The following is a 21550-nucleotide window of genomic DNA, read 5'->3' as shown; positions in this document are numbered from 1 at the left end:
CCGATCTCGGTGGAGTGGGAGGACGCGGGGATGGATCGGTTGGTGGGTGCTCCCGAGGCGTTGGAGTTCGTGCGCCGTCTGGCGTTCGACCCGCCGAGTGCTGCCTTCGACGCCGCCTTCTCCAGCTCCTCCTGACCCACGGCCGACCCCACGGCCGACCCAGCCGACCCAGTCGGCGACCGCGCCACCCGACCGACCTGATGACCGACCGACTCGAGGAACCACACATGACCAGCGACCAGACCGACACCCGCGTCGAGCCCGGATCGGACCCCGGTGCCCGCACCGGTGTCTGGTTCGTCGGGGCGCGCGGCTCGGTGGCGACCACGGCGATCATCGGAGCCCTCGGCATCCGGCACGGGCTCGCGCCGACGACCGGGCTCGTGACCGAGCTGCCCGAGCTCGACCCCGCGGGCCTGCCCGACCTCGGCAGCCTGGTGTTCGGCGGCCACGACGTCAGCTCGCGCTCCCTGGCCAAGAAGGCCGACACGCTGGTGGCGGGTGCCGTGCTGCCCGCCCACCTCGTCGACGCCGTACGCGCCGAGCTCGACGAGGTCGAGGCCGCCCTGCGGCCGGGCTACGCGTCGGGCGACGAGAGTGCGGCGGCCGCGGTCGACCGGCTCGCCGCCGACATCCGGGCCTTCCGTGAGCAGCACGACCTGGCCCGCGTGGTCGTGATCGAGGTCGCCAGCACCCAGGCACCGGTCGCCGACCCCGACCAGGTGGACAGCATCGACGACTCCCTGCCGATCGGGGCCGTCTACGCCCTCGCGGCCTTCGCCGCCGGGGCGCCCTTCGTGTCCTTCACGCCCAGCCCGTGCCTACGCCTGCCCGTGGTGCTCGAGGCCGCCGAGCGGGCCGGGCTGCCCTACGCCGGCTCCGACGGCAAGACCGGCGAGACGCTGCTGAAGTCGGCGCTGGCGCCGATGTTCGCGGTGCGTGCGCTCGAGCTGCGCTCGTGGGCGTCGGTCAACCTCCTCGGTGGCGGCGACGGCGCCACGCTGGCCGACCCCGAGGCCGCCCGCAGCAAGACCGAGACCAAGCGCAGCGGTCTCGACGCGATGGTCGGCCGGGCCGTGCCCGGGCCGATGCACATCGACCAGGTCGAGGAGCTGGGGGAGTGGAAGACCGCCTGGGACCACGTGCTGTTCGACGGCTTCCTCGGCAGCCGGATGACCATGCAGCTCACCTGGCAGGGCTGCGACTCGAGCCTGGCCGCACCGCTGGTGCTCGACCTGGCCCGGCTCACGGCCGTGGCCCACGCCGCCGGCCGGTCCGGTGCCCTGGTCGAGCTGGGCTTCTTCTTCAAGGACCCCGTCGGCAGCTCCGAGCACCGGCTCGCCGAGCAGTGGCGCGACCTCGTCGCGTGGCGCCAGGGACTCTCGTGAGCACCCTGCCGGCACCGCGCGACCTCGCCGAGCTGGTCCGCCTCCCGGCCTCGCTCACCGTCCCCGGCGACGTCTGGTCCGGTGCGGCGTGGCTCGGCTCCGACCCGGTGCGTGGCGCCGGGGCCATGCCGCTCGGCTCGGTCCTCATCTACTGCTCGGGCATGGCGCTCAACGACTGGGCCGACCGTGAGGTCGACGCCGTCGAGCGCCCCGAGCGGGTCGTCCCGTCCGGGCGCATCGCCGCCCCGGTGGCCCTCGCCGTCGCCGCCGGTCTCGGCGCGGCCGGCCTGGCCGTCACGGCGGTGGCGGGCGGACGCAGGGCGTTGCGGGTCAGCGTCCCGCTTGCCGCTCTCGTCGCCACCTACGACCTGCTGGCCAAGGACTCCCCGGCCGGTCCGTTCGTGATGGCCTCCACCCGCGGGCTCGACGTCCTGCTCGGTGCGGCCGCCGCACCGGGCGCGGCCGCGGCGCCCGCGGCGGCCGCCGCGGTGCACACCGTCGGCGTCACGCTGCTCAGCCGCGGCGAGGTCCACGGCACCGGCAAGGCCACCGTCCGTACGGCGCTGGCCGCCACCGCCACCGCCGCGGCGCTCCTCGTGGCGACGACGGCCCGCGACGCCGAGGCGCGCCCCCGCGACCGGTGGGCGGCACGCGCCCTCGCCGCGGCGTACGTCGCCCGCGTGGGTGGCGCCCAGACCCGCGCCCTGGCCCAGCCCGACGGTCCGACCGTGCGGGCCGCCACCGGCGCCGGCATCGGCGGCCTCACGCTCCTGCAGGCCTCCTGGCTGGCGGCCCGCGGGCAGCTGCCCGCCGCGATCGCGGTGGCCGGCGCCGGCCCGTTGCTGCGACGCGCCTCGCGGGCGGTGAGCCCGACATGAGCGTGCGTCTGGGCTATGGCCTCAACGGATTCGCCGGACACCGGCTCGCCGACGCCTGCGCGGTGGTCTCGTCCCTCGGCTACGAGGGCATCGGGCTGACCCTCGACCAGCCCCACCTCGACCCGTTCGGCGACCTGCCGAGCCAGATCGCCCACGCCCGGCGGTGCCTGGAGGCCAACCACCTGGCCTCGGTCGTGGAGACCGGGTCGCGCTACGTGCTCGACCCCTGGCACAAGCACGAGCCGACCCTGGTCAGCGACGACGGCCGCGAGCGCCGCGTCGACCTGCTGCGCCGGGCCGTGCGGATCGCGCACGAGCTCGGCTCCGAGGCGGTCTCCTGCTGGTCCGGCACCGCCCCGACCGGAGTGGGGGCCGCGGTGCTGTGGCGCCGGGTCGTCAACGGCCTCGGCCCGGTCCTCGACGACGCCGCCGACCTCGGCGTCACGGTCTGCGTCGAGCCCGAGCCCGGGATGTTCCTGTCGACCCTCGACGAGGTGCTCGACCTGCGGGCCCGCTTCGGCGACCCCGAACACCTGCAGGTGACCCTCGACCTGGGCCACCTGGTCTGCAACGAGCCGCGCACCCCCGCCGAGACCGTGCACCGCGCGGGGCCCGTCCTCGGCAACGTGCAGGTCGACGACATGGTCCGCGACGTGCACGAGCACCTCGAGCTCGGCACCGGCGAGCTCGACCTCGACGACGTCCTCGGCGCCCTCGTCGCGACCGGCTACACCGGCCTGGCGTGCGTCGAGCTGCCGCGGCACTCCCACGCGGCACCCGCGGTCGCGGCCTCCACCATGGTCGCGCTGCGCGCCTCGCTCGACCGGATCGGCACGCCGGCCGCCATACCGGCAGCCGCGGGGAGCGCCCGATGACCGCCGTGGGCACGCTCGTCGCTCCCGCCGAGCTGCGCGCGGCGCTCCCGTCCGACGCCCAGCGGGCGCTCGAGGAGATGACCGCGGCCGTGACGGCCGACCCGTCGGTGCTGGGGCGGCTGTTCCCGGCCGCGGCCCGGCGTACGGCCCGGGGCGAGCTCGCCCCGACCGGCCACCGCACCGAGGACGCCGTACGCGTCGAGCTCGTGGCGGCAGCGGCGACCCGGCTCGCGCCGGCCGACCTGCTGGCCGAGCTGCAGGCGATCTACCGCTACGGAGACGGCGACGAGAAGCGGGGCGTGCTCCTCGCTATCGGCGTCGTCGAGGACCCCGGGCTCGACGGCTCCGAGGTGCTGCTCGACGCCCTGCGCACCAACGACGTCCGGCTCGTGGCCGCCGCCATGGGCCCGCACGCCGCCCGGCTCTCGGCCCACGACTGGCGTCACGGCGTGCTGAAGTGCCTGTTCGTCGGCGTCCCGCTGACCGCCGTCGCCGACCTCGACACGCGGGTCGACGCCGAGCTCGGGGCGATCGTGCGCCGCTACGTCGACGAGCGCGAGGCGGCCGGGCGACCGGTGCCCGCCGACGCCCTCGCCCTCATCGACCTGACCACCACGACCGGCCCGGAGGCCTGAGATGCGCATCTTCGACCCGCACATCCACATGACGTCACGCACGACCGACGACTACGAGCGCATGTACGCCGCCGGCGTGCGCGCCCTGGTCGAGCCGGCCTTCTGGCTCGGGCAGCCGCGCACCAGCGTCGGCTCGTTCACCGACTACTTCGACGGCCTCATCGGCTGGGAGCGGTTCCGGGCCGCGCAGTTCGGCATCGCCCACCACTGCACGATCGCGCTCAACCCCAAGGAGGCCAACGACCCCCGCTGCCTCGAGGTCCTCGACGTCCTGCCGCGCTACCTCGCCAAGGACGGCGTCGTCGCGGTCGGCGAGATCGGCTTCGACTCGATGACCGACGCCGAGGAGCACGCCTTCAGCGCCCAGCTGGCGCTGGCCGTCGAGTTCGAGCTGCCGGCGATGGTGCACACCCCCCACCGCGACAAGGAGGGCGGCACCCGACGCACGCTCGAGCTGGTCGAGGAGTCCGGGCTCGCCCCGGGGATGGTCGTCGTCGACCACCTCAACGAGCTGACCGTCGGCCCCGTCGAGGCCAGCGGCTGCTGGATGGGCTTCTCGATCTACCCCGACACCAAGATGGACCCCCAGCGCATGGTGCGCATCCTGCAGGACCACGGGCCCGACCGGGTGCTGGTCAACTCCGCGGCCGACTGGGGGCGCAGCGACCCGCTGCTGACCCTGGCGACCGGCGAGGCGATGCTCGCGGCCGGGTTCACCGACGACGACGTCGACCGGGTGCTGTGGCGCAACCCCGTCGAGTTCTTCGCCCAGTCCGGACGGCTGCTGCTGCCCGACGACACCGGCGCCACCGACACGACCACGCCCGACCTGACCCAGACCTTCGAGGGCAACTCCGTCCTGCGCGGCGAGCGGGTCACCTGATGCGGCTGCGCCACCGCGACGGCACGGTGGTCCACCTGGGCTACGGCACCAACGTGCTGCCCGCCGAGGACGTCGACGGCCTGGTCGCGCAGGCCGTCGGGATGGGCGGGGCGATCCGTCGCGTCCTGGACGCCGGGTCCGACGGCGCGCCGACCGGCGGCGTCGTGGGCCTCGGCCTGTGGCTGCCCGCTGCCGCCGCGCACCGGCTCGCGGCGGACCCCGCCGGCGTACGCCGGGTGCGCGAGCAGCTGGCCGAGCACAGCGTCGAGGTGGTCACGGTCAACGCGTTCCCCTACGCCTCCTTCCAGGACCCCGTCGTCAAGCACGCCGTCTACCACCCGACCTGGGCCGAGCGCGAGCGCCTCGACTACACGCTGGCCGCGGCACGCGTGCTGGGCGGGCTGCTCCCCGACGACGCCGACCACGGGTCGATCTCGACGCTGCCGCTGGCCTGGCAGACGCCGTGGTCCGCGGCCGACCAGCAGCAGGCCGAGGGCCACCTCGCCGAGCTCGCCTCCGGCCTGGCCCGCCTCGCCGACGAGACCGGCCGCCGGGTCGTCGTCGGTGTCGAGCCCGAGCCCGGCTGCGTCGTCGAGACCGTCGAGCAGGCCGTCGAGCACCTCGCCGCGGTCGACCGCGACTGGATCGGCATCTGCCTCGACCTGTGCCACCTCGCCGTCGGCTTCGACGACGCCACCCACGCCCTCGCCCTGCTCGGCGACGCCGGGCTGCGCGTGGTCAAGGCCCAGCCGGCCTCGGCCCTGGTGGTCGACGACCCGGCCGACGCGGCCACGCGCTCCGCGCTCTCGTCGTACGCCGAGGACCGCTTCCTCCACCAGGTGCGCCAGGCCCGGCCCGACGGGGCGGTCGCGGCTCGCGACGACCTGCCCGAGGCCCTCGACGGAGCCGACCCGCTCGACACCGACGCCCCCTGGCGCGTGCACTTCCACGTGCCGGTGCACGCCGACCCCCAGGCGCCCCTGCGCACCGGGCGCGAGGAGCTGCGGGCCTCGCTGGCCGCCCTGCTCGGCGGACCCACCGCCCACGTCGCCCACCTCGAGGTCGAGACCTACACGTGGTCGGTCCTGCCCGGTGGCGGACCGGCCGACGACGACGCCCTCGCGGCCGGCCTGGCCGCCGAGCTCGCGTGGGTCCACGCCGAGCTCGTCGGCCTCGGTCTCACCCCCCTCTGAGCGACCCCACCTGATCCACACCCCCTCACCTGGAGATCACCCCCATGGACAAGCTGCTCGTCGTCGACGTCGTCGGTCTCACCCCTGCCCTGCTCGAGCACATGCCCCGGCTCAAGCGACTCGCCGCGGGCGGGTCCCAGGCGGTCCTCGAGCCGGTCCTGCCGGCGGTGACCTGCAGCGTGCAGTCGACGCTGCTGACCGGGCTCACCCCGGCCGAGCACGGCATCGTCGGCAACGGCTGGTACTTCCGCGACCTGGGCGAGATCTTCCTGTGGCGCCAGCACAACCGCCTGGTGCAGGGCGAGAAGGTCTGGGAGACCATCCGCCACCAGGTGCCCGGCTACACGGTGGCCAACGTGTGCTGGTGGTACGCCATGGGCGCCACCACCGACTGGACGGTCACCCCCCGGCCGATCTACTACGCCGACGGCAAGAAGGCCCCCGACGCCTACACGCGCCCGCCCGAGCTGCACGACGAGCTGGTCGGCGAGCTGGGCGAGTTCCCGCTGTTCCAGTACTGGGGACCCACGGCCTCGATCCGGTCCTCGGAGTGGATCGTCGGCGCGGCGCGCCGGCTGCTGTCGCGCGCCGACCTGACGCTGGCCTACCTGCCCCACCTCGACTACGACCTGCAGCGGTTCGGCCCCGACGCCCCGGAGGCCCGGCAGGCCGCGCGCGACGTCGACGACGCCCTCGCGCCGCTGCTCGACGACGCGGCCGCGCTCGGGGCGCGGGTCGTCGTGCTGTCGGAGTACGGCATCACCAAGGCCGACACCCCCGTCGACGTCAACCGGGCGCTGCGCACCGCCGGCCTGCTCGAGGTCTACACCCAGGACGGCATGGAGTACCTCGACCCCTGGGTGTCGCGCGCGTTCGCCGTGGCCGACCACCAGCTCGCCCACGTCTACGTCGCCGACCCGGCCGACCTCGAGCAGGTCCGCGCGCTGTGCGCCGCCCTGCCGGGGGTCGACCGGGTGCTCGACCGCGAGGGGCAGGCCGAGTTCGGCCTCGACCACGAGCGCTCCGGCGAGCTCGTCCTGGTCGCCGACCCGACGGCGTGGTTCACCTACTACTACTGGGACGACGACGAGCGCGCCCCCGACTTCGCGCGGGGCGTCGAGATCCACCGCAAGCCCGGCTACGACCCCGCCGAGCTCTTCTTCGACCCCGAGGACAAGCTGGTCAAGGCCAAGGCCGCGCTGACCCTGGCCCGCAAGGCCGCGGGCCTGCGCTACGCGATGAAGGTCGTCCCGCTCGACCCGGCCCCGGTGCGCGGCACCCACGGCCGGCTCCCTGAGCGTGACGCCGACGCCCCGATGGTCATCTGCGACCAGCCCGGTGTGCTGGGGGAGCGGATCGCCGCGACCGCCGTGCGCGACCTGCTGATCGACCTCGTCAACCTCGGCGCGGACGCGTCGGCCCCCTCGTCGGTGTCGTAGTGGACGTCGACCGGCTGCTCGACGGGGTGCGGGAGCGGCTGCGTACGCCGCCCTCGTGCGGGGTCGCGCGGGTCGACCTGGTGGTCCTCGACGCGTTGCGGCCGGGCAAGCTGCTGCGACCCGACCTGGTGGTCCGCAGCGCGGCCGCGGCCCTCTCCGAGCCCCGGCACGCCCCCGAGCTCGACGACCATGTCGTGTCCGGTGCGCTCGCCGTCGAGCTGCTCCACGTCGCGACGCTCGTGCACGACGACATCATCGACGCGGCTCCGCTGCGTCGGGGGAGGCCCTCGGTCGTCGCCGCCGCCGGCACCGGCACCGCGATCGTCGTCGGCGACCTGCTGCTCGCCCGGGGCGCGGCGGCTGCGGCCGACTCCTCCGTGGCGGCCGCCGGGGTGTGGGCCGGCGCGCTGGAGCAGATGGCCGCCGGGCAGCTGCGCGAGGAGGACCTGGCCGCCGCGCCGTCGGTGGCGGCCCACGCCGACTACATCGCGCTCAAGACGGCCGCCCTGTTCCGCGCCAGTGCCGAGATCGGTGCTCTCGCCGTGGGTGCCGACCCCGTGGTGGTCGACGCGCACGGCCGGTTCGGGCACCACTTCGGGATGGCCTTCCAGCACGTGGACGACCTCCTCGACACCATCGGCGACCCGGCGCACCTGGGCAAGCCCGTGGGGGCCGACCGCGCCAACGGCGTGCCCACCGCGGTCGCCCTGGTGGGGCAGGGGCTCTCGTCGGAGGTGACCGCCCTCGTGGTCGACGAGATCGCCGCCGCGGGCGCCGCGGTGGAGCGCAGCCCGGGCGGGGTCGCGCTGCTCCAGTGGGCCGCGGACGCCCTGCAGCGGGCGCTGCTCACCGCGCTCGACGACGACGGTCGCCAGCAGGCCGCACCCCTGGTCGCCGCGCTCGATGACGCCGTACGGGGTCGTGCGGGGCTGGAGACCGCCCGGCCCGTGTGACGCGGGCGGGGTGACGCGGAACCCCCGGCCAGCCGGGGAATCCGCGCGCCTCTCTGTGCCGCTCAGGCGCCGAGCTGACGGCGTACCTCGTCGATGGTCGCCAGGACCGACACCGTCTCGGAGTGCGTGTGCAGCGGCGACTCCACCCGACCCTGCGCGACGTAGTGGGCGAAGGCGGTCGCCTGGTAGGCGTAGCCGTCGGTCGGGCCGTCGGTCGGGGGGTGTGTCCAGGTCGCCGTGCGGGTCGAGCCCTCCGGGCCCACGGTGACCGTGAGCGCGGTCGGGGCGTAGAACGGCGCGGCGATCTCGGTGTGACCCTCGGACCCCACGACGCCCGCCACCGCCGGGAGCGCGGTGTCGAGCGACGTCGACAGCAGCGCGGCGCCACCGCCCGCGGCGCCGATCAGGACGTGGGCTGCGGCATCGACTCCGGAGGGCGCCAGTCGGCCGGTGGCGGTGATGGCAGCCGGCGGCCCGAGCACCATCGAGGCGAGGCTGATCGGATAGATGCCGACGTCGAGCAGGGCCCCGCCCCCCAGGTCGGGGTTCCAGAGGCGGCTGGTGGCGTCGTACGGGACGGCGGAGCCGAGGTCGGCGCGCACCAGACGTGGCTCGCCGAGGAGCCCCTCGGCGAGCACCTGGCGCAGGACGTCGGTCTGGGGCAGGTAGCGGGTCCACATCGCCTCCATGGCCAGCACGCCCGCTCCGGCCGCGGCGGAGGTGATGGCCGCGGCGTCGACGGCCGTCATGGCGATCGGCTTCTCGACCAGCACGTGCTTGCCGGCCGCGATGGCGGCCAGGGCCTGGTCGCGGTGCAGCGGGTGGGGCGTCGCGACGTGGACGGCGTCGACCTCGGGGTCGGCGAGGGCCGCGGCCAGGTCGGTGGTCGACCGCTCGACCCCGTGCCGACGGGCGACCTCGCGCGTGCGGGCGGCGTCGCGGGCCACCCAGAGGACGACGCGCTGCGGCGTGTGCGCGTGCAGCGAGGCCACGAAGGCGGCCCCGATGCCGGTGCCGACGACAGCCCACCGCAGCGGCGGTACGCCGGCGGGGTCGAGCAGCCGCGGGCCGGGGAGGACCAGACCCGTCACGCGGACAGGCGCGCGCCGGTGTCGGTGTCGAAGACGTGCACCTGGGCCGGGTCGGTGGTGACGTGGATGGTGTCGCCCTTGTGGACCTGGTCGCGGCCGGAGACCCGCACGATGATGTTGGCGGGGGTGCCGTCGACGCCGGAGGTGCCGTAGACGTAGCCGTCGGCGCCGAGCTCCTCGACGACGGTGACCCGGACCGGCAGCCCGCCCTGCTCGGCCGAGACGATGCGCCACGACTCGGGCCGGACGCCGACGGTGACCTGGCCGCGCATCCGCTGGGCCGCGGTCGGGTCGACCGGGACCTGGTAGTCGCCGATCTGCGCCTGGCCGTCCTGCGAGGCGGTCGCCTCGAGCAGGTTCATCTGCGGGGAGCCGATGAAGCCGGCGACGAAGAGGTTGACCGGGCGGTCGTAGAGGGCGAGGGGCGTGTCGACCTGCTGGAGCACGCCGTCCTTCATCACCGCGACCCGGTCGCCCATGGTCATCGCCTCGACCTGGTCGTGGGTGACGTAGACGGTGGTGACACCGAGGTCGGCCTGGAGCTTGGCGATGTCGGTGCGGGTCTGCACGCGCATCTTGGCGTCGAGGTTGGACAGCGGCTCGTCCATGCAGAAGACCGCGGGGTTGCGCACGATGGCGCGGCCCATCGCGACCCGCTGGCGCTGCCCGCCGGACAGCGCCTTGGGCTTGCGGCCCAGGAACTCCTCGAGACCGAGGATGCGGGCGGCCTCGGCGACGCGCCTCTTGCGCTCGTCGCCGGGCACCTTGGCGATCTTGAGCGCGAAGCCGAGGTTGTCGGCGACCGTCATGTGCGGGTAGAGCGCGTAGTTCTGGAAGACCATGGCGATGTCGCGGTCCTTGGGCGGCACGGTGGTGATGTCGCGCTCGCCGATGAAGACCTTGCCGTCGTCGACCTCCTCGAGCCCGGCGAGCATCCGCAGGGTCGTGGACTTGCCGCACCCCGACGGGCCGACGAGCACCATGAACTCCCCGTCGCCGATCTCCAGGTCGATGCCGGGTACGGCGGGCTTGTCGGCGCCGGGGTACCAGCGCTGTGCCTTCTCGAACGTCACGGTGGCCATCTGGCTGTGCTCCCTTCGCCGGCAGGGGGCCGGCGGTGCGTGGTGGATGCGGGTGGATGCGGGTGGTTGCTGCGTGCGCGGACGGGGTGGGTCAGGCGCTGTCGCGCTGGACCAGCGAGGGCGGGAAGACGATGCGCATCGCGCGCGGCCGGCCTCCGTCGTCGAGCTGCTCGAGGAGCAGGCGGGCGGCCTGGTCGGCCATGTCGCCGACCGGGGCGTGGACGGTGGTCAGCGGTGGGGTGGTCCGCTCGGCGACGCCGAGGTCGTCGTACCCGACCACGGCGACGTCGTCGGGGACCCGGCGACCGGTGCGGGCCAGGGCGCGCAGGGCGCCGGCGGCCATCAGGTCGGAGGCGACGGCGATGCCGTCGAGGTCGGGGTGCTGGATGAGCAGCTGGGCGGCCGCGGACTCGCCGCCGGCCTCGGTGAAGTCGCCGTGCACGACGGCGTCGTCGGACAGGCCCGCCTTGTGCATCGCCATCCGCCAGCCCAGCAGCCGGTCGACCCCGGCGGTCATGTCGGCCGGTCCGGCGATGGTGCCGATGCGGCGGCAGCCCCGGCGTACGAGGGCCTCGGTCGCCTCGCTGCCGCCGGCGACGTTGTCGGTGTCGACGTAGGCGACCTTGGCGGCGCTGGTCCACGGGCGACCGACGAACACGCACGGCAGGCCCATCGCGGCGAGGTGGTCGCTGAGGTGGTCGTTGCGGTGGTGGGACACCACGATGGCCCCGTCGATGTGGCGGTTGCGGAGGTAGCGGAGCATCCGCTGCTCCTCCTCGCCGGGCCCGGTGAGGAGCAGCACCAGCTGGAGGTCGCGCGCTCCGAGGACCCGGCTGACGCCGCGCAGGGTGCGGGCGAAGAACGGGTCGGAGAAGACCCGGTCGTCGGGCTCGGGCACGACGAGCGCGACCGAGTCGGTACGCCGCGTCACCAGGCTGCGGGCGGCGAGGTTGGGTGCGTAGCCCAGGGACTGGACGGCGGCGTCGACCGCGGTGCGGGCCTTCAGGCTCACCTTGTCGCCGCCGTTGATGGCCCGCGACGCGGTCGCCCGCGAGACGCCGGCCAGCCGGGCCACCTCGTCGAGGGTGGGCAACGACGGCGATCGGGCGCTGTCCTCGTCCATCACGCCGGTCACGCTAGACCTCCCCGACGTGACCCGAGGCCGCGACGCGGGAGTACCAGTCGGCGCTGAGCTTGCGGGTGCGCTCCTGGGTGTCGAAGTCGACGTGGACGATGCCGAACCGCTGGCCGTAGCCGTAGGACCACTCGAAGTTGTCGAGCAGCGACCACGCGAAGTAGCCGCGGACGTCGACGCCCTGCTCGATAGCGGCGTGCAGGGCGCGCAGGTGGGCCTCGACGTAGTCGCGCCGCTCGTGGTCGTCGACGCGGCCGTCGACGACCTCGTCGGCGTAGGCGGCGCCGTTCTCGGTGATCCAGACCGGGGGCAGGTCGTAGTCGTCGTGCAACCGGGTCAACAGGCGGGTGAAGCCCTCGGGCTGCACCTCCCAGCCGATGCCGGTGCGCGGCAGGCCGCGGCTGACCTCGTGGATGTCGTCGCCGCCGGGGAACGGCGACCCGCTGGGCAGGTCGGGGTGGACCACGCCGCCGTCGTCGGGCGCCGGGTGCGGGTGCCCGGAGTGGGCGCCGCCGTTGTAGTAGTTGACGCCCAGCACGTCGAGCCGGCTGCTCACCGCGGCGAGGTCGCCGTCGTGGACGACGTCGGTCCACGGCTGTCCGGCGAAGGTCATCGCCGCGGTGTCGGCCAGCACGTCCTCGGGGTAGTGCCCTCGCAGCAGGGGGTCGAGGAAGACCCGGTTGAAGAGCCCGTCGACGCGGCGCGCGGCGTCACGGTCGACGGGGTCGTCGGCGTCGTGGGGGTCGGCGACGGTGAGGTTGAGCGTGATGCCGAGGTCGGCGGTGGCGCCGTCGGCGCGCAGGGCCTGGACCGCGAGCCCGTGCGCGAGCATCAGGTGGTGGGCGGCCACGAGCCCGGCGGCGCCCTCGCGTCGCCCGGGGGCGTGGCGCCCGGAGGTGTAGCCGAGGAACGCCGAGCACCACGGCTCGTTCATCGTGGTGATCGTCGGGACCCGGTCGCCCAGCGCGTCGTGCACGGTCTGCGCGTAGTCGACGAAGCGGTGGACGGTGTCGCGGTGGGTCCACCCGCCGGCGTCCTCGAGGGTCTGCGGCAGGTCCCAGTGATAGAGCGTCAGCCACGGCGTGATGCCGGCGTCGAGCAGCTCGTCGACCAGGCGGCGGTAGAAGTCGAGGCCGGCCTCGTTGACCGCGCCGCCGTCGGGGCGCACCCGCGGCCACGCGACCGAGAAGCGGTAGGAGCCCAGGTTGAGGTCGCGCATCAGGGCGACGTCGTCGCGGTAGCGGTGGTAGTGGTCGCAGGCCACGTCGCCGTTGTCGCCGGCGACCACGGCACCGGGCCGGGCGGCGTAGGTGTCCCAGATGGACGGCGTACGACCGTCGAGGGCGGCGGCGCCCTCGACCTGGTAGGACGCCGTCGCGGCGCCCCACCCGAAGCCGGCGGGGAACTGGATGGCGCGGCCCCGGTCCGAGGACGACAGGAGGTGCGTCGTGGTGGCGGAGGGGGTCTCGAGCTCGGTCATCCCTTGATGGCTCCTTGCATGATGCCGGACACCAGCTGGCGGCCGGACAGGACGAACAGGACGAGTAGGGGGACGGTGGCCATCGCCGTACCGGCCAGCACCAGGGCGTAGTCGGTGGTCTGGCCCTGCCCGGTGAGCGCGAGGCGGTCCAGGGCGATCTGGAGGGTCTCGGTCTTCTGCAGGGCCACGAGCGGCCACATGTAGTCGGTCCAGACCTGCATGAAGGTGAAGAGGAACAGGATCGCCATGGCGGGCCGGGCGGCGGGCACGGCGACGGTCCAGAACGTGCGGATCATCGAGCAGCCGTCCATCCGGGCGGCCTCGACGAGCTCGTCGGGGACGGCGTCGAGGAGGTACTGGCGCATGAAGAAGACGCCGAACGCCGTCACGAGGGTCGGTAGGGCGACCGCGGCGAGGGTGTCGAGCAGCCGGTAGTCGCGCATCAGGATGAACAGCGGGACGATCGCCAGCTGCGTCGGCACCGCCATCGTCATCACGACGAACCCCATCATCGACGAGCTCCCGCGGAACTTGAGCTTGGCGAAGCTGAAGCCGGCCAGCGTGGAGAAGACGACGACCGACGTCGCGCACACCGTCGCCACGACCAGGCTGTTGAGCAGCGCCTGCCAGAAGTCGATGGTGTCGAGCACCCGGCTGACGTTCTCGAAGAAGTGACCGCCGGGCAGCAGCGGGGGCGGGGTCTCCACGGCCCGCTCCCGGGTGTGGGAACCGATCATGAACGACCAGTAGAGGGGCAGGGCCGACCCGATCACGAACGCGGCGAGCAGGCCGTAGACCAGGGGGCCGGGACGTCTGGTCACAGTGCTCTCCGTCGGGTGAGCCATCGTGTGACGAGGTAGTTGACCAGCACGATGGCGATGATGAACATGAACAGCAGCCAGGCGGCGGCCGACGCGCGACCGTAGAACTGGTCCTCGATGCCCTTGACGTAGACGTAGAGCGTCATCGTCATGTACTGGTGGTCGGCACCGCCCTCGCGCTGCGCGGTGTCGTCGAACAGCCGGGGCTCGGTGAAGATCTGCAGGCCGCCGATGGTGGTCGTGACGATCACGAAGATCACCGTGGGCCGGATCATCGGCAGCGTGATGGCGAACAGCTGGCGCACCCGGCCGGCGCCGTCGAGGGCCGCCGACTCGTAGACGTCGCGGGGCACGGCCTGCATCGCGGCCAGGAAGATCAGCGCGTTGTAGCCGGTCCAGCGCCAGTTGACCATGCCGGAGATCGCGACGTGGCTCCACCAGCGCTCGACGTGCCACCGGATCGGCTCGAGGCCGAGGTTGCCGAGCACCTCGTTGATGACGCCGGAGCGGTCGGCGAACAGGCTGCCGAAGATGAGGACCGCCGCGGTGGGGGCGACGACGAACGGCAGCAGCACGCTGATCCGCCAGAAGGTGCTGCCGCGCAGCTGCTGGTCGAGCAGCGCGGCGACCGTCACGGCGATGATGACCTGGGGGATCGAGGACATCACGAAGATGCTGAGGGTGTTGACCACGGACTTCACGAAGACGGGGTCCTCGAGGACCCACCTGAAGTTGTCGAGGCCGGCGAACCCACCGCGGGCGTACTGGGTGCGGTCCCACTCGTAGAGGGAGAGGTAGCCGGTGTAGGCCAGCGGGAACATCCCGACCACGGCGAAGACGACGAAGAACGGCGACACGAACAGGTACGGCGCGATCTTGACGTCCCACCTGGCCCGCCGCTCGCGGCGCAGGAGTCGGCGATCGTCCTGCCGGCCCCCGCGCCCGCCCGGTGTGGGCTTCCCAGCGCCACCCGCACCGGCCTCCGGCCGGTGCGGGTGGTCGCCGGGCTGGAGGGGGGTGCCGGCGTCAGCCGGCGCCGTCACTGCAGGGACGCGACGTCGGAGAGGAAGGTCTTCCACGACTTGTCGGGCGACGCGGAGCCCTCGTCGACCCGGTCGATCGCGAGCTGGAACTTGCCGAGGATGTCGGAGTAGAGCGGGCCCTGGAAGGGCTGGACGTCGATGGCGGCGGCGCGGTTGGAGTAGATCTCACCGACCGGGGCGTTGTTGAAGTACTCGTCGGTCGCGCTCAGCAGGTCGGGGCTGTCGATCGCCTTGACCTGCGAGGGGAAGTTGCCGAGGTCGGCGAAGACCCGCAGCTGCTGCTCGGGAGCGGTCATCCACTCGAGGAACTTCTGGGCCTCGGTCTGGTGGGTGGAGGTCTTGGGCACGGCCAGGAACGACCCGCCCCAGTTGCCGCCGCCGCCGGGGAACACGTCGACGACGTCCCAGACGACGCCGTCCTTGAGCTTGCCCTGGTTGTCCTTGATGTTGCTGCGCATCCAGCCGGGGCACGGGATGGTGGCGAAGCCGTCCTTCTTGAACGACGCCGACCAGTCGTCGTTCCACAGCTTGTTGCGCGTCGAGAGCGTCTCGGCGTTGCCGGTGACCGTGTTCCACACGGCCTTCAGCCCGTCGTTCTCGACGTTGACGGTGCCGTCGCTCTCCTCGAAGGGGTTGGGCACCTGGTTGAGCATCGCCTGGGCGATCGTCCCGGAGGAGTCGTACCAGGCGGCGTCGGACTTGGCGGTGAACTTCTCGCCGAGGGCGTAGTAGTCGTCCCAGGTCGTCATCAGCTTGGCGACCTCGGCGCGGTCGCTCGGCAGCCCGGCCTCCTCGAACAGGTCGGCGCGGTAGCAGAACGCCTCGGGGCCGGCATCGGTCGGGTAGCCGAGCAGCTGGCCGTCGGAGGTGGTGGCGGCCTTCTCCTTGAAGTCGAGCCAGCGGCCCTCGACGTCCTTGTCGGACAGGTCGACCCAGCGGTCGGGAGCAGCGACCAGCGCCGGCATGAAGTCGCCCTCGATGGCCACGACGTCGGGGAGACCCGCGTTGGCCTGCAGGTTGGTGTTGAGCTCGTTCTTCCAGTCGTCCCACAGCGAGACCTTGGTCTGCTCGACCTGGATGCCGGGGTTGGCCTTGTTCCAGTCGGCGATGAGGGCGTCGTAGCCGAACTCGCCGAACGTCGTGATGGTGAGGGTCTCACCGGGCTCGAGCGTGTCCTGCTCGGCGGACTCGGCCGGGTCGCCGCCCCCGCCGCCGCAGGCCGCGAGGGTCAGGCCGAGCAGGAGCGTCGCGCAGACGCCCAGTCCGGGGCGGCTCACACCGCGAGAGGTCTTGATGGTCACGTCAGGTCTCCTGCCTGGAAGGTGGACCCGGTAGAAGTGAGAGCGCTTCCATTCGGGAGTGCGTGAACCATGGCACGGGCTGGCACATGTGTCAACGATCACATTCTGGTTTGGTTGGCTCGGCGGATTGTCGGGCTCCGACTCGCACGGCGAGTGTCTGGAAGCGCTCCCACCCACGTTGCGTCGTACGGCCGTCCGGGCTTCGATGAGGCATGCCGACACCACCGCGCGAGATCTCGGCCGGCGACCTGACCGTGCGTCAGCAGGTGAGTCTGCTGTCCGGCCAGGACTTCTGGCACACCCAGGGGCTGCCCGAGGTCGGGCTCGAGCCGATGATGATGAGCGACGGCCCCCACGGCCTGCGCGCCCAGCTCGCCGCCGCGGACCACCTGGGCCTGGGCGGCAGCGAGCCGGCCACCTGCTTCCCGCCGGCGGTCACGCTCGGCAGCACGTGGGACCCGACGATGGCCGCCGAGGTCGGGGTCGCGTTGGCCGAGGAGGCACGCGACCTGGGGGTGGGCGTCGTCCTGGGCCCGGGCGTCAACATCAAGCGCCACCCGCTGGGCGGGCGGTCCTTCGAGTACCTGTCCGAGGACCCGCTGCTCAGCGGTCGGATGGCGGCCGCGATGGTGGCGGCGATCCAGTCCCGCGGGGTCGGGGCGAGCCTCAAGCACTTCGCGGTCAACAGCCACGAGAGCCACCGGTTCACCTACTCCGCGGTCGTCGACGACCGCACCCTGCGCGAGATCTACCTGCGCGCCTTCGAGATCGTCGTGACCCAGGCGCGGCCGTGGACCGTCATGTGCGCCTACAACGCGGTCAACGGCACGCCTGCCTCGCAGCACCGGTGGCTGCTGGGCGACGTACTGCGCGACGAGTGGGGCTTCGACGGTGTCGTGGTCAGCGACTGGGGTGCGACGTACGACCGGGTGGCGGGGGTCGCGGCCGGGCTCGACCTCGAGATGCCCGGCGGCGCGTCGCTGTCCGACCGCGAGGTCGTCGCCGCGGTGCGCGACGGACGGCTCGACGCGGCGGTCGAGGCCAGTGCGCAGCGGGTGATCGACCTCGTCGCGCGCACCCGTACGACGACGTCGTCCGGCTCGGCGCCCGGCTCGTCGTCGGGGGCGGTCACGTCGGTGGACGAGCACGACGAGCTGTGCCGGCGGGTGGCCGCGGCCGGCACGGTGCTGCTGACCAACGACGGCCTGCTGCCGCTCGCGACCCCGTGGGTCGGCGAGGTGGCGCTGATCGGTGCCTTCGCCGAGAGCCCGCGATACCAGGGGGCGGGGTCGTCGTCGGTGGTGCCGACGAGGGTGACGAGCGCACGTGACGCCCTGGCCGCGGCGGGGCTGCCGGTCACCTACGCGCGTGGCTACGACCTCCCCGTCTCGCGACGTGACGACGACCTGGTCGCCGAGGCCGTCGAGGTGGCGCGCCGAGCCGATGTCGCGGTCGTGCTCGTCGGGCTGCCGCCCTCGAGGGAGAGCGAGGGCTTCGACCGCGACGACCTGGCCCTGCCCGAGCAGCACGACCGGCTCGTCCGGGCCGTCTGCGCGGCCAACCCGCGCACGGTCGTCGTCCTCTCGCACGGCGCCCCGGTGGCGCTGCCGTGGCGCGACCTGCCCGCCGCCATCGTCGAGACCTACCTGGGCGGGCAGGCCGGCGGGGCCGCTCTGGTCGACGTACTCATCGGTGCGGCGGAGCCGGGCGGGCGGCTCGCGGAGTCGTTCCCGGTGCAGCAGGAGGACGTGGCGGCCGACCCGTGGTTCCCCGGTCGGCCGCGCCAGGTCGACTACCGCGAGGGGATCTTCGTCGGCTACCGCCACCACACGACGTCGGGGATCCGGCCGGCGTTCCCGTTCGGCCACGGCCTGTCCTACGCCACGTTCGCCTGGACCGACGCTGCCGTCTCCGACACGGTGCTGAGCGTCGGCGAGGACGGGACGGTGCCGTCCGTCGTCGTCACCGTCACCGTGGCGAACACCGGTGACCGCGCCGGTAGCCAGGTCGTGCAGGTCTATCGCGCCGACCTGACCGGGGTGGTGCTCCGGCCGCGCCGCGAGCTGGTCGGCTTCGCCAAGGTGCACCTCGCCGCGGGTGAGCAGCGCCGGGTCGAGATCACGGTCGACTCGCGCGGCTTCGCCTTCTGGGACGTCACGCAGGACGGCTGGCGGATCCCGACGGGCGAGCTCGTCCTGGAGGTGGGTCGCTCCAGCGAGGACATCGTGTTCGAGCTCCCACTGTCGGTCGAGGGCGGCGTGACCACGTCGGGCGAGCCGGTCGACACCCCACCGGTCTCGGTGCTCGACGCCGACTTCGCCGCCCGGCTGGGCCGTCCGATCCCGGTGCCGGTGCCGCCCCGGCCGTTCTCGCGCGACTCCACGCTCGAGGAGCTCGCCCTCACCCCGGCCGGCCGCGCCCTGTCGCACGTCGCGGCCCGCGTCGTACGGTCGCGGGTCGGTGCGTCCGCCGACGCCGACACGGCGGGGGAGGCCGAGCTGGTGCTCCGGTCGCTGCGCGAGATCCCCCTGCGCTCGATGGCCTCCTTCGCCGGCGGCCGCGTGGGCTGGGGAGTGGTCGACAGCGTCGTGGACCTGCTCGAGGGCCGACCGCGGCCGGTGCTCGCGCGCGTCGGGTCCGTCGTACGACGGCGGCTGGGGCGGCGTCGGCCTTAGGTGTCGGTGGTGACCGAACGGGCGTGCTTCGGGGGCGTGGCCGCTGGTAGCGGTGCTCCGCCTTTGCCGTAGCAAGGTCCCCGGACGTACGTCGGCGCGCCGCTGCTTCTCAGGGGGCCTGCATGGATCCCGTCACGCCGACCGACCCGGACGACCATGCCACGGACCCGGCGGCCGCCGCACAACACGGTGGCTGTGGCTGTCGTCATCCCCAAGGCGCTCGTCGCCGAGACTGCGCTCACAGCCCGGACCGCACGCGCCTACGCCGCCCGAGGTGCGGGCACGGGCGATGTTCGCCTTCCCGATCGGCCCGGCCACCCTGCCCTGTGGTTGCTCGGGTGCAGCCCTTATCGCCGCGATCGAGCGCCCGCTGAGATCGCACCGTGGCCTGAGTCGCTGCGTCCACAGTCGCGCATCCGGATCGGGCCCCCGTCCCGGCAACATCACCGGACGGGCGTACTGGGGAACCACGCATCCCGGTTGCAAGCTCACGAGCACCGTCGCCGTTCGAGGTTGGGCTCGTGGAGCGCGCCAGTGGCCGATCGTCATGCTGCTCGCGCCAAGACCGTCCGGCACCTCGCGCATGGCCAGCCGGCCGCGCCGTGTTTCGTGCCGCGCCTTGCTTAGGGTCGACCCATGGCCAACGACGACGACTCGACGAACCCGTCAGACCCCATCACTTCCTCCCACTCCGACGAGGCGCCAGATGAGACGCCCAATGCTTCCTGGTGGGACGCACTGAGCCAGAGCGAGGATGTCGCCGACTTCGGGGCCGCGGAGTTGCTGCACTCTCGGCTCGCAGACCTGGCGCAACGCGCCCACGAGAGCGAGGGCAGCTCCTCGGCACGAGCCCGCACTCTGACGGCGATGGCGCGTGCCACCTCGGCGATGCTCAACCCGGACTCTTGGGACGAGCCGTTCTCACCGGCCAGGGAGTCGGGCGGATCGCGCACGGTTGTCCCCAGTGACCTCGACGCAGTCGAACTGACGCTCCTCGCACAGGCACTCCCTGCTATCGAGCCGGTGGTGCTGCGCGCCAGGATCGCTGACGTCGTGTGGACCTACCGGTTCCCTCGCGATCCAGCGGTGGCGCTCATGGCCACCGATGCGTACCTTGCCGTGCCGCTGACCTGGGATGCATGGGTGCGCTCTGGACGCGACAGCTACCGCCGGGTCGTGGAGTTGGCACGACGGCAAGGCAAGCCAGGCGCGGCTGTGCTGGAGAGGCTGACGTCGACGTTGGTGGCCTTCCTCGCCGGCGACCGGGGCACCAGCTACCTCCAGGCACAGGTGTCCGAGGTCCTTCGGGGTGCCGGCAAGACCACCACCGAAGAGGCGCTTGCCCTCGGGGAGCGGTTGGAGGAGCTTGCGACACACACAACACCAGGAAGCCGGGCAGAGCGTGCGCTCCTACGGGAAGCGTCAGCATGGTGGAACCGCGGCCAGCGTGATGAGGGCGCCTGCCGGTGCCAGGCCCTGGTTGCCGACTCGTACGCGACGGAAGCGGAGATGCGGATGACGAGCGACCGCCCCGCGCTAGGTGCAAGCGGGCCGCTGGAGAAGTCACTCGAGGCGCTGCGGCTGCTGCCGCGCAAGTACCGCACCGCGCATGGGCTTGAGGAGGTCATCAATCAGCGACAGCAACGGCTGCGGGAGCTGCGCGAAATCTCGCTCGAGGAGATGGCCCCGATCGAGCAGGAACCGATCGAGATCTACGAGTTCGTGAAGAAGGCGCAGGACCGAGTGTCGGGCTGGGAGCGTCCCGCGGCCCTGCTCGCCTTCTCCAGGATTGCGCCACTGTTCGACCTCGATGAGCAGACGGAGTCTGCACGAGAACACCTTGCGGGCAGCGTCATCCGGCTGTTGACCAGGTCCACGATGAGCGGGGACGGACGCAAGGTCAGCGTTGGGACGGGTGACGCCGCATCTGAGCCATCTGAACAGGAGATCATCGACGAGCTAGTGAGCCGCAACCATCATCGGATTGGACTGGTCGTCCAAGCCCTCATTGCGCCGGCGCTCGAGGTCATCAGCACCGAGCACCGATTCGATTTGGCGTTCGTGGAAACGGTGTGCCGGGAATCCCCGACGGTTCCCATTCGCCATGCCGGCCTGTGGGCACGAGGCATCTGGCACGGACTCAACGGCGACATGCCCTCGGCGCTGTCGCTCCTGGTTCCGCAGATCGAGCAGATGGTGCGACTGCGGCTCAAGGCTCAAGGTCTACACACGCTTTACATCGGCGACAACGGAGTGGAGACCGAGAAGGCGCTCGGCTCGCTTCTCGACATGCCTGAGTCGAAGGTGTTCTTGGGCGAAGACCTCGCCTTCGAGCTGCAGTCGGTGCTCCTCGAACAGGTCGGGCCCAACTTGCGCAACGAGATCGCCCACGGACTCGTGACCGATGCAGTCTTGTGGGGAGCCGCCAGCGTCTACATCTGGTGGTTGTGCCTCCACATGGTGCTCGCGCCGTACGAGCTCGAGGACATAGGCGAGGAGCCTGACGGGGGATCGTCACGCGGAGCGTGAACCAGACGGGCTGTGGCTCTGAATCGAACGTGCGCGCCAGACAGCACGGCGCTCACCAGCGATGTCGGAGTGCCCGTTCCCGTACGAGCAGAAGAGCAGCGATTCCAACCGCCTGAATCAGCCGATGCCATGGTGTCGGAGGTTGGTGC

The 21550-nt window shown here is 72.7% G+C and carries 17 protein-coding genes; 10 read left to right on the top strand and 7 right to left on the bottom strand.

Annotated features, from left to right (window positions below; all coding sequences use genetic code 11):
- Positions 1 to 227 precede the first annotated feature (227 nt).
- Genes FJQ56_RS21815 through FJQ56_RS21780 form a run of 8 tightly spaced genes read left to right on the top strand, consistent with a single transcriptional unit; the run spans position 228 to position 8244 of the window.
- Positions 228 to 1388: an inositol-3-phosphate synthase gene (locus FJQ56_RS21815; protein ID WP_140011765.1), complete on the top strand. Its 1161-nt coding sequence runs from the start codon at positions 228 to 230 to the stop codon at positions 1386 to 1388.
- Positions 1385 to 2266: an SCO3242 family prenyltransferase gene (locus FJQ56_RS21810; RefSeq protein WP_246084309.1), complete on the top strand. Its 882-nt coding sequence runs from the start codon at positions 1385 to 1387 to the stop codon at positions 2264 to 2266. Before FJQ56_RS21815 ends, FJQ56_RS21810 begins: the two co-directional genes overlap by 4 nt.
- Complete coding sequence (locus FJQ56_RS21805; protein ID WP_140011764.1) at positions 2263 to 3141, top strand: sugar phosphate isomerase/epimerase family protein; 879 nt, start codon at positions 2263 to 2265, stop codon at positions 3139 to 3141. Before FJQ56_RS21810 ends, FJQ56_RS21805 begins: the two co-directional genes overlap by 4 nt.
- Positions 3138 to 3776: an EboA domain-containing protein gene (locus FJQ56_RS21800; RefSeq protein ID WP_140011763.1), complete on the top strand. Its 639-nt coding sequence runs from the start codon at positions 3138 to 3140 to the stop codon at positions 3774 to 3776. Before FJQ56_RS21805 ends, FJQ56_RS21800 begins: the two co-directional genes overlap by 4 nt.
- A gap of 1 nt (position 3777) precedes the next feature.
- The gene (locus FJQ56_RS21795; protein WP_140011762.1) at positions 3778 to 4659 is read left to right on the top strand and encodes a TatD family hydrolase; all 882 of its coding nucleotides are present in this window, start codon (positions 3778 to 3780) and stop codon (positions 4657 to 4659) included.
- On the top strand, positions 4659 to 5852 hold the full coding sequence (eboE, locus tag FJQ56_RS21790) for a metabolite traffic protein EboE (protein ID WP_140011761.1): 1194 nt from the start codon (positions 4659 to 4661) through the stop codon (positions 5850 to 5852). The genes FJQ56_RS21795 and eboE overlap by 1 nt, the downstream gene beginning before the upstream one ends.
- 44 nt (positions 5853 to 5896) lie before the next feature.
- A complete protein-coding gene (locus FJQ56_RS21785) occupies positions 5897 to 7291 on the top strand; it encodes an alkaline phosphatase family protein (protein ID WP_140011760.1) in 1395 nt (464 codons plus the stop codon).
- Positions 7291 to 8244 carry a polyprenyl synthetase family protein gene (locus FJQ56_RS21780; RefSeq protein ID WP_170215500.1) on the top strand — a complete coding sequence of 318 codons (954 nt, stop codon included), beginning with the start codon at positions 7291 to 7293 and terminating at the stop codon, positions 8242 to 8244. The genes FJQ56_RS21785 and FJQ56_RS21780 overlap by 1 nt, the downstream gene beginning before the upstream one ends.
- A 62-nt stretch (positions 8245 to 8306) precedes the next feature.
- On the opposite strand, the gene FJQ56_RS21775 is transcribed toward FJQ56_RS21780, so the two are convergent.
- The 7 genes from FJQ56_RS21775 to FJQ56_RS21745 form a co-directional block, all read right to left on the bottom strand.
- Complete coding sequence (locus tag FJQ56_RS21775) at positions 8307 to 9335, bottom strand: Gfo/Idh/MocA family protein (RefSeq protein WP_211351345.1); 1029 nt, start codon at positions 9333 to 9335, stop codon at positions 8307 to 8309.
- Entirely contained in the window at positions 9332 to 10417 is a 1086-nt protein-coding gene (locus FJQ56_RS21770) for an ABC transporter ATP-binding protein (RefSeq protein WP_140011758.1), read from the bottom strand. Before FJQ56_RS21770 ends, FJQ56_RS21775 begins: the two co-directional genes overlap by 4 nt.
- A gap of 91 nt (positions 10418 to 10508) precedes the next feature.
- The gene (locus tag FJQ56_RS21765; RefSeq protein WP_140011779.1) at positions 10509 to 11540 is read right to left on the bottom strand and encodes a LacI family DNA-binding transcriptional regulator; all 1032 of its coding nucleotides are present in this window, start codon (positions 11538 to 11540) and stop codon (positions 10509 to 10511) included.
- A gap of 13 nt (positions 11541 to 11553) precedes the next feature.
- Positions 11554 to 13032, bottom strand: coding sequence for a glycoside hydrolase family 1 protein (locus tag FJQ56_RS21760; RefSeq protein ID WP_140011757.1), 1479 nt, complete (start codon positions 13030 to 13032; stop codon positions 11554 to 11556).
- Positions 13029 to 13853, bottom strand: coding sequence for a carbohydrate ABC transporter permease (locus FJQ56_RS21755; RefSeq protein ID WP_246084308.1), 825 nt, complete (start codon positions 13851 to 13853; stop codon positions 13029 to 13031). Before FJQ56_RS21755 ends, FJQ56_RS21760 begins: the two co-directional genes overlap by 4 nt.
- Positions 13850 to 14896 (bottom strand): carbohydrate ABC transporter permease, encoded by a 1047-nt coding sequence (locus FJQ56_RS21750; protein ID WP_140011755.1) that lies wholly within the window; start codon positions 14894 to 14896, stop codon positions 13850 to 13852. Before FJQ56_RS21750 ends, FJQ56_RS21755 begins: the two co-directional genes overlap by 4 nt.
- Positions 14893 to 16197: an ABC transporter substrate-binding protein gene (locus FJQ56_RS21745; RefSeq protein ID WP_170215499.1), complete on the bottom strand. Its 1305-nt coding sequence runs from the start codon at positions 16195 to 16197 to the stop codon at positions 14893 to 14895. The genes FJQ56_RS21750 and FJQ56_RS21745 overlap by 4 nt, the downstream gene beginning before the upstream one ends.
- 212 nt (positions 16198 to 16409) lie before the next feature.
- Here FJQ56_RS21745 and FJQ56_RS21740 point away from each other — a divergent pair, with 212 nt between their 5' ends.
- Together FJQ56_RS21740 and FJQ56_RS21735 are read left to right on the top strand one after the other, a co-directional pair.
- Positions 16410 to 18872 (top strand): glycoside hydrolase family 3 C-terminal domain-containing protein, encoded by a 2463-nt coding sequence (locus FJQ56_RS21740; protein ID WP_140011753.1) that lies wholly within the window; start codon positions 16410 to 16412, stop codon positions 18870 to 18872.
- A gap of 636 nt (positions 18873 to 19508) precedes the next feature.
- The gene (locus FJQ56_RS21735) at positions 19509 to 21401 is read left to right on the top strand and encodes a DUF4209 domain-containing protein (protein ID WP_140011752.1); all 1893 of its coding nucleotides are present in this window, start codon (positions 19509 to 19511) and stop codon (positions 21399 to 21401) included.
- Positions 21402 to 21550: the final 149 nt, after the last annotated feature.

Source organism: Nocardioides plantarum (assembly GCF_006346395.1).
In the GTDB taxonomy this organism is placed as follows: domain Bacteria; phylum Actinomycetota; class Actinomycetes; order Propionibacteriales; family Nocardioidaceae; genus Nocardioides; species Nocardioides plantarum.
The sequence above is the reverse complement of the archived record's forward strand: the minus strand, read 5'-3'. Positions and strand labels throughout refer to the sequence as shown.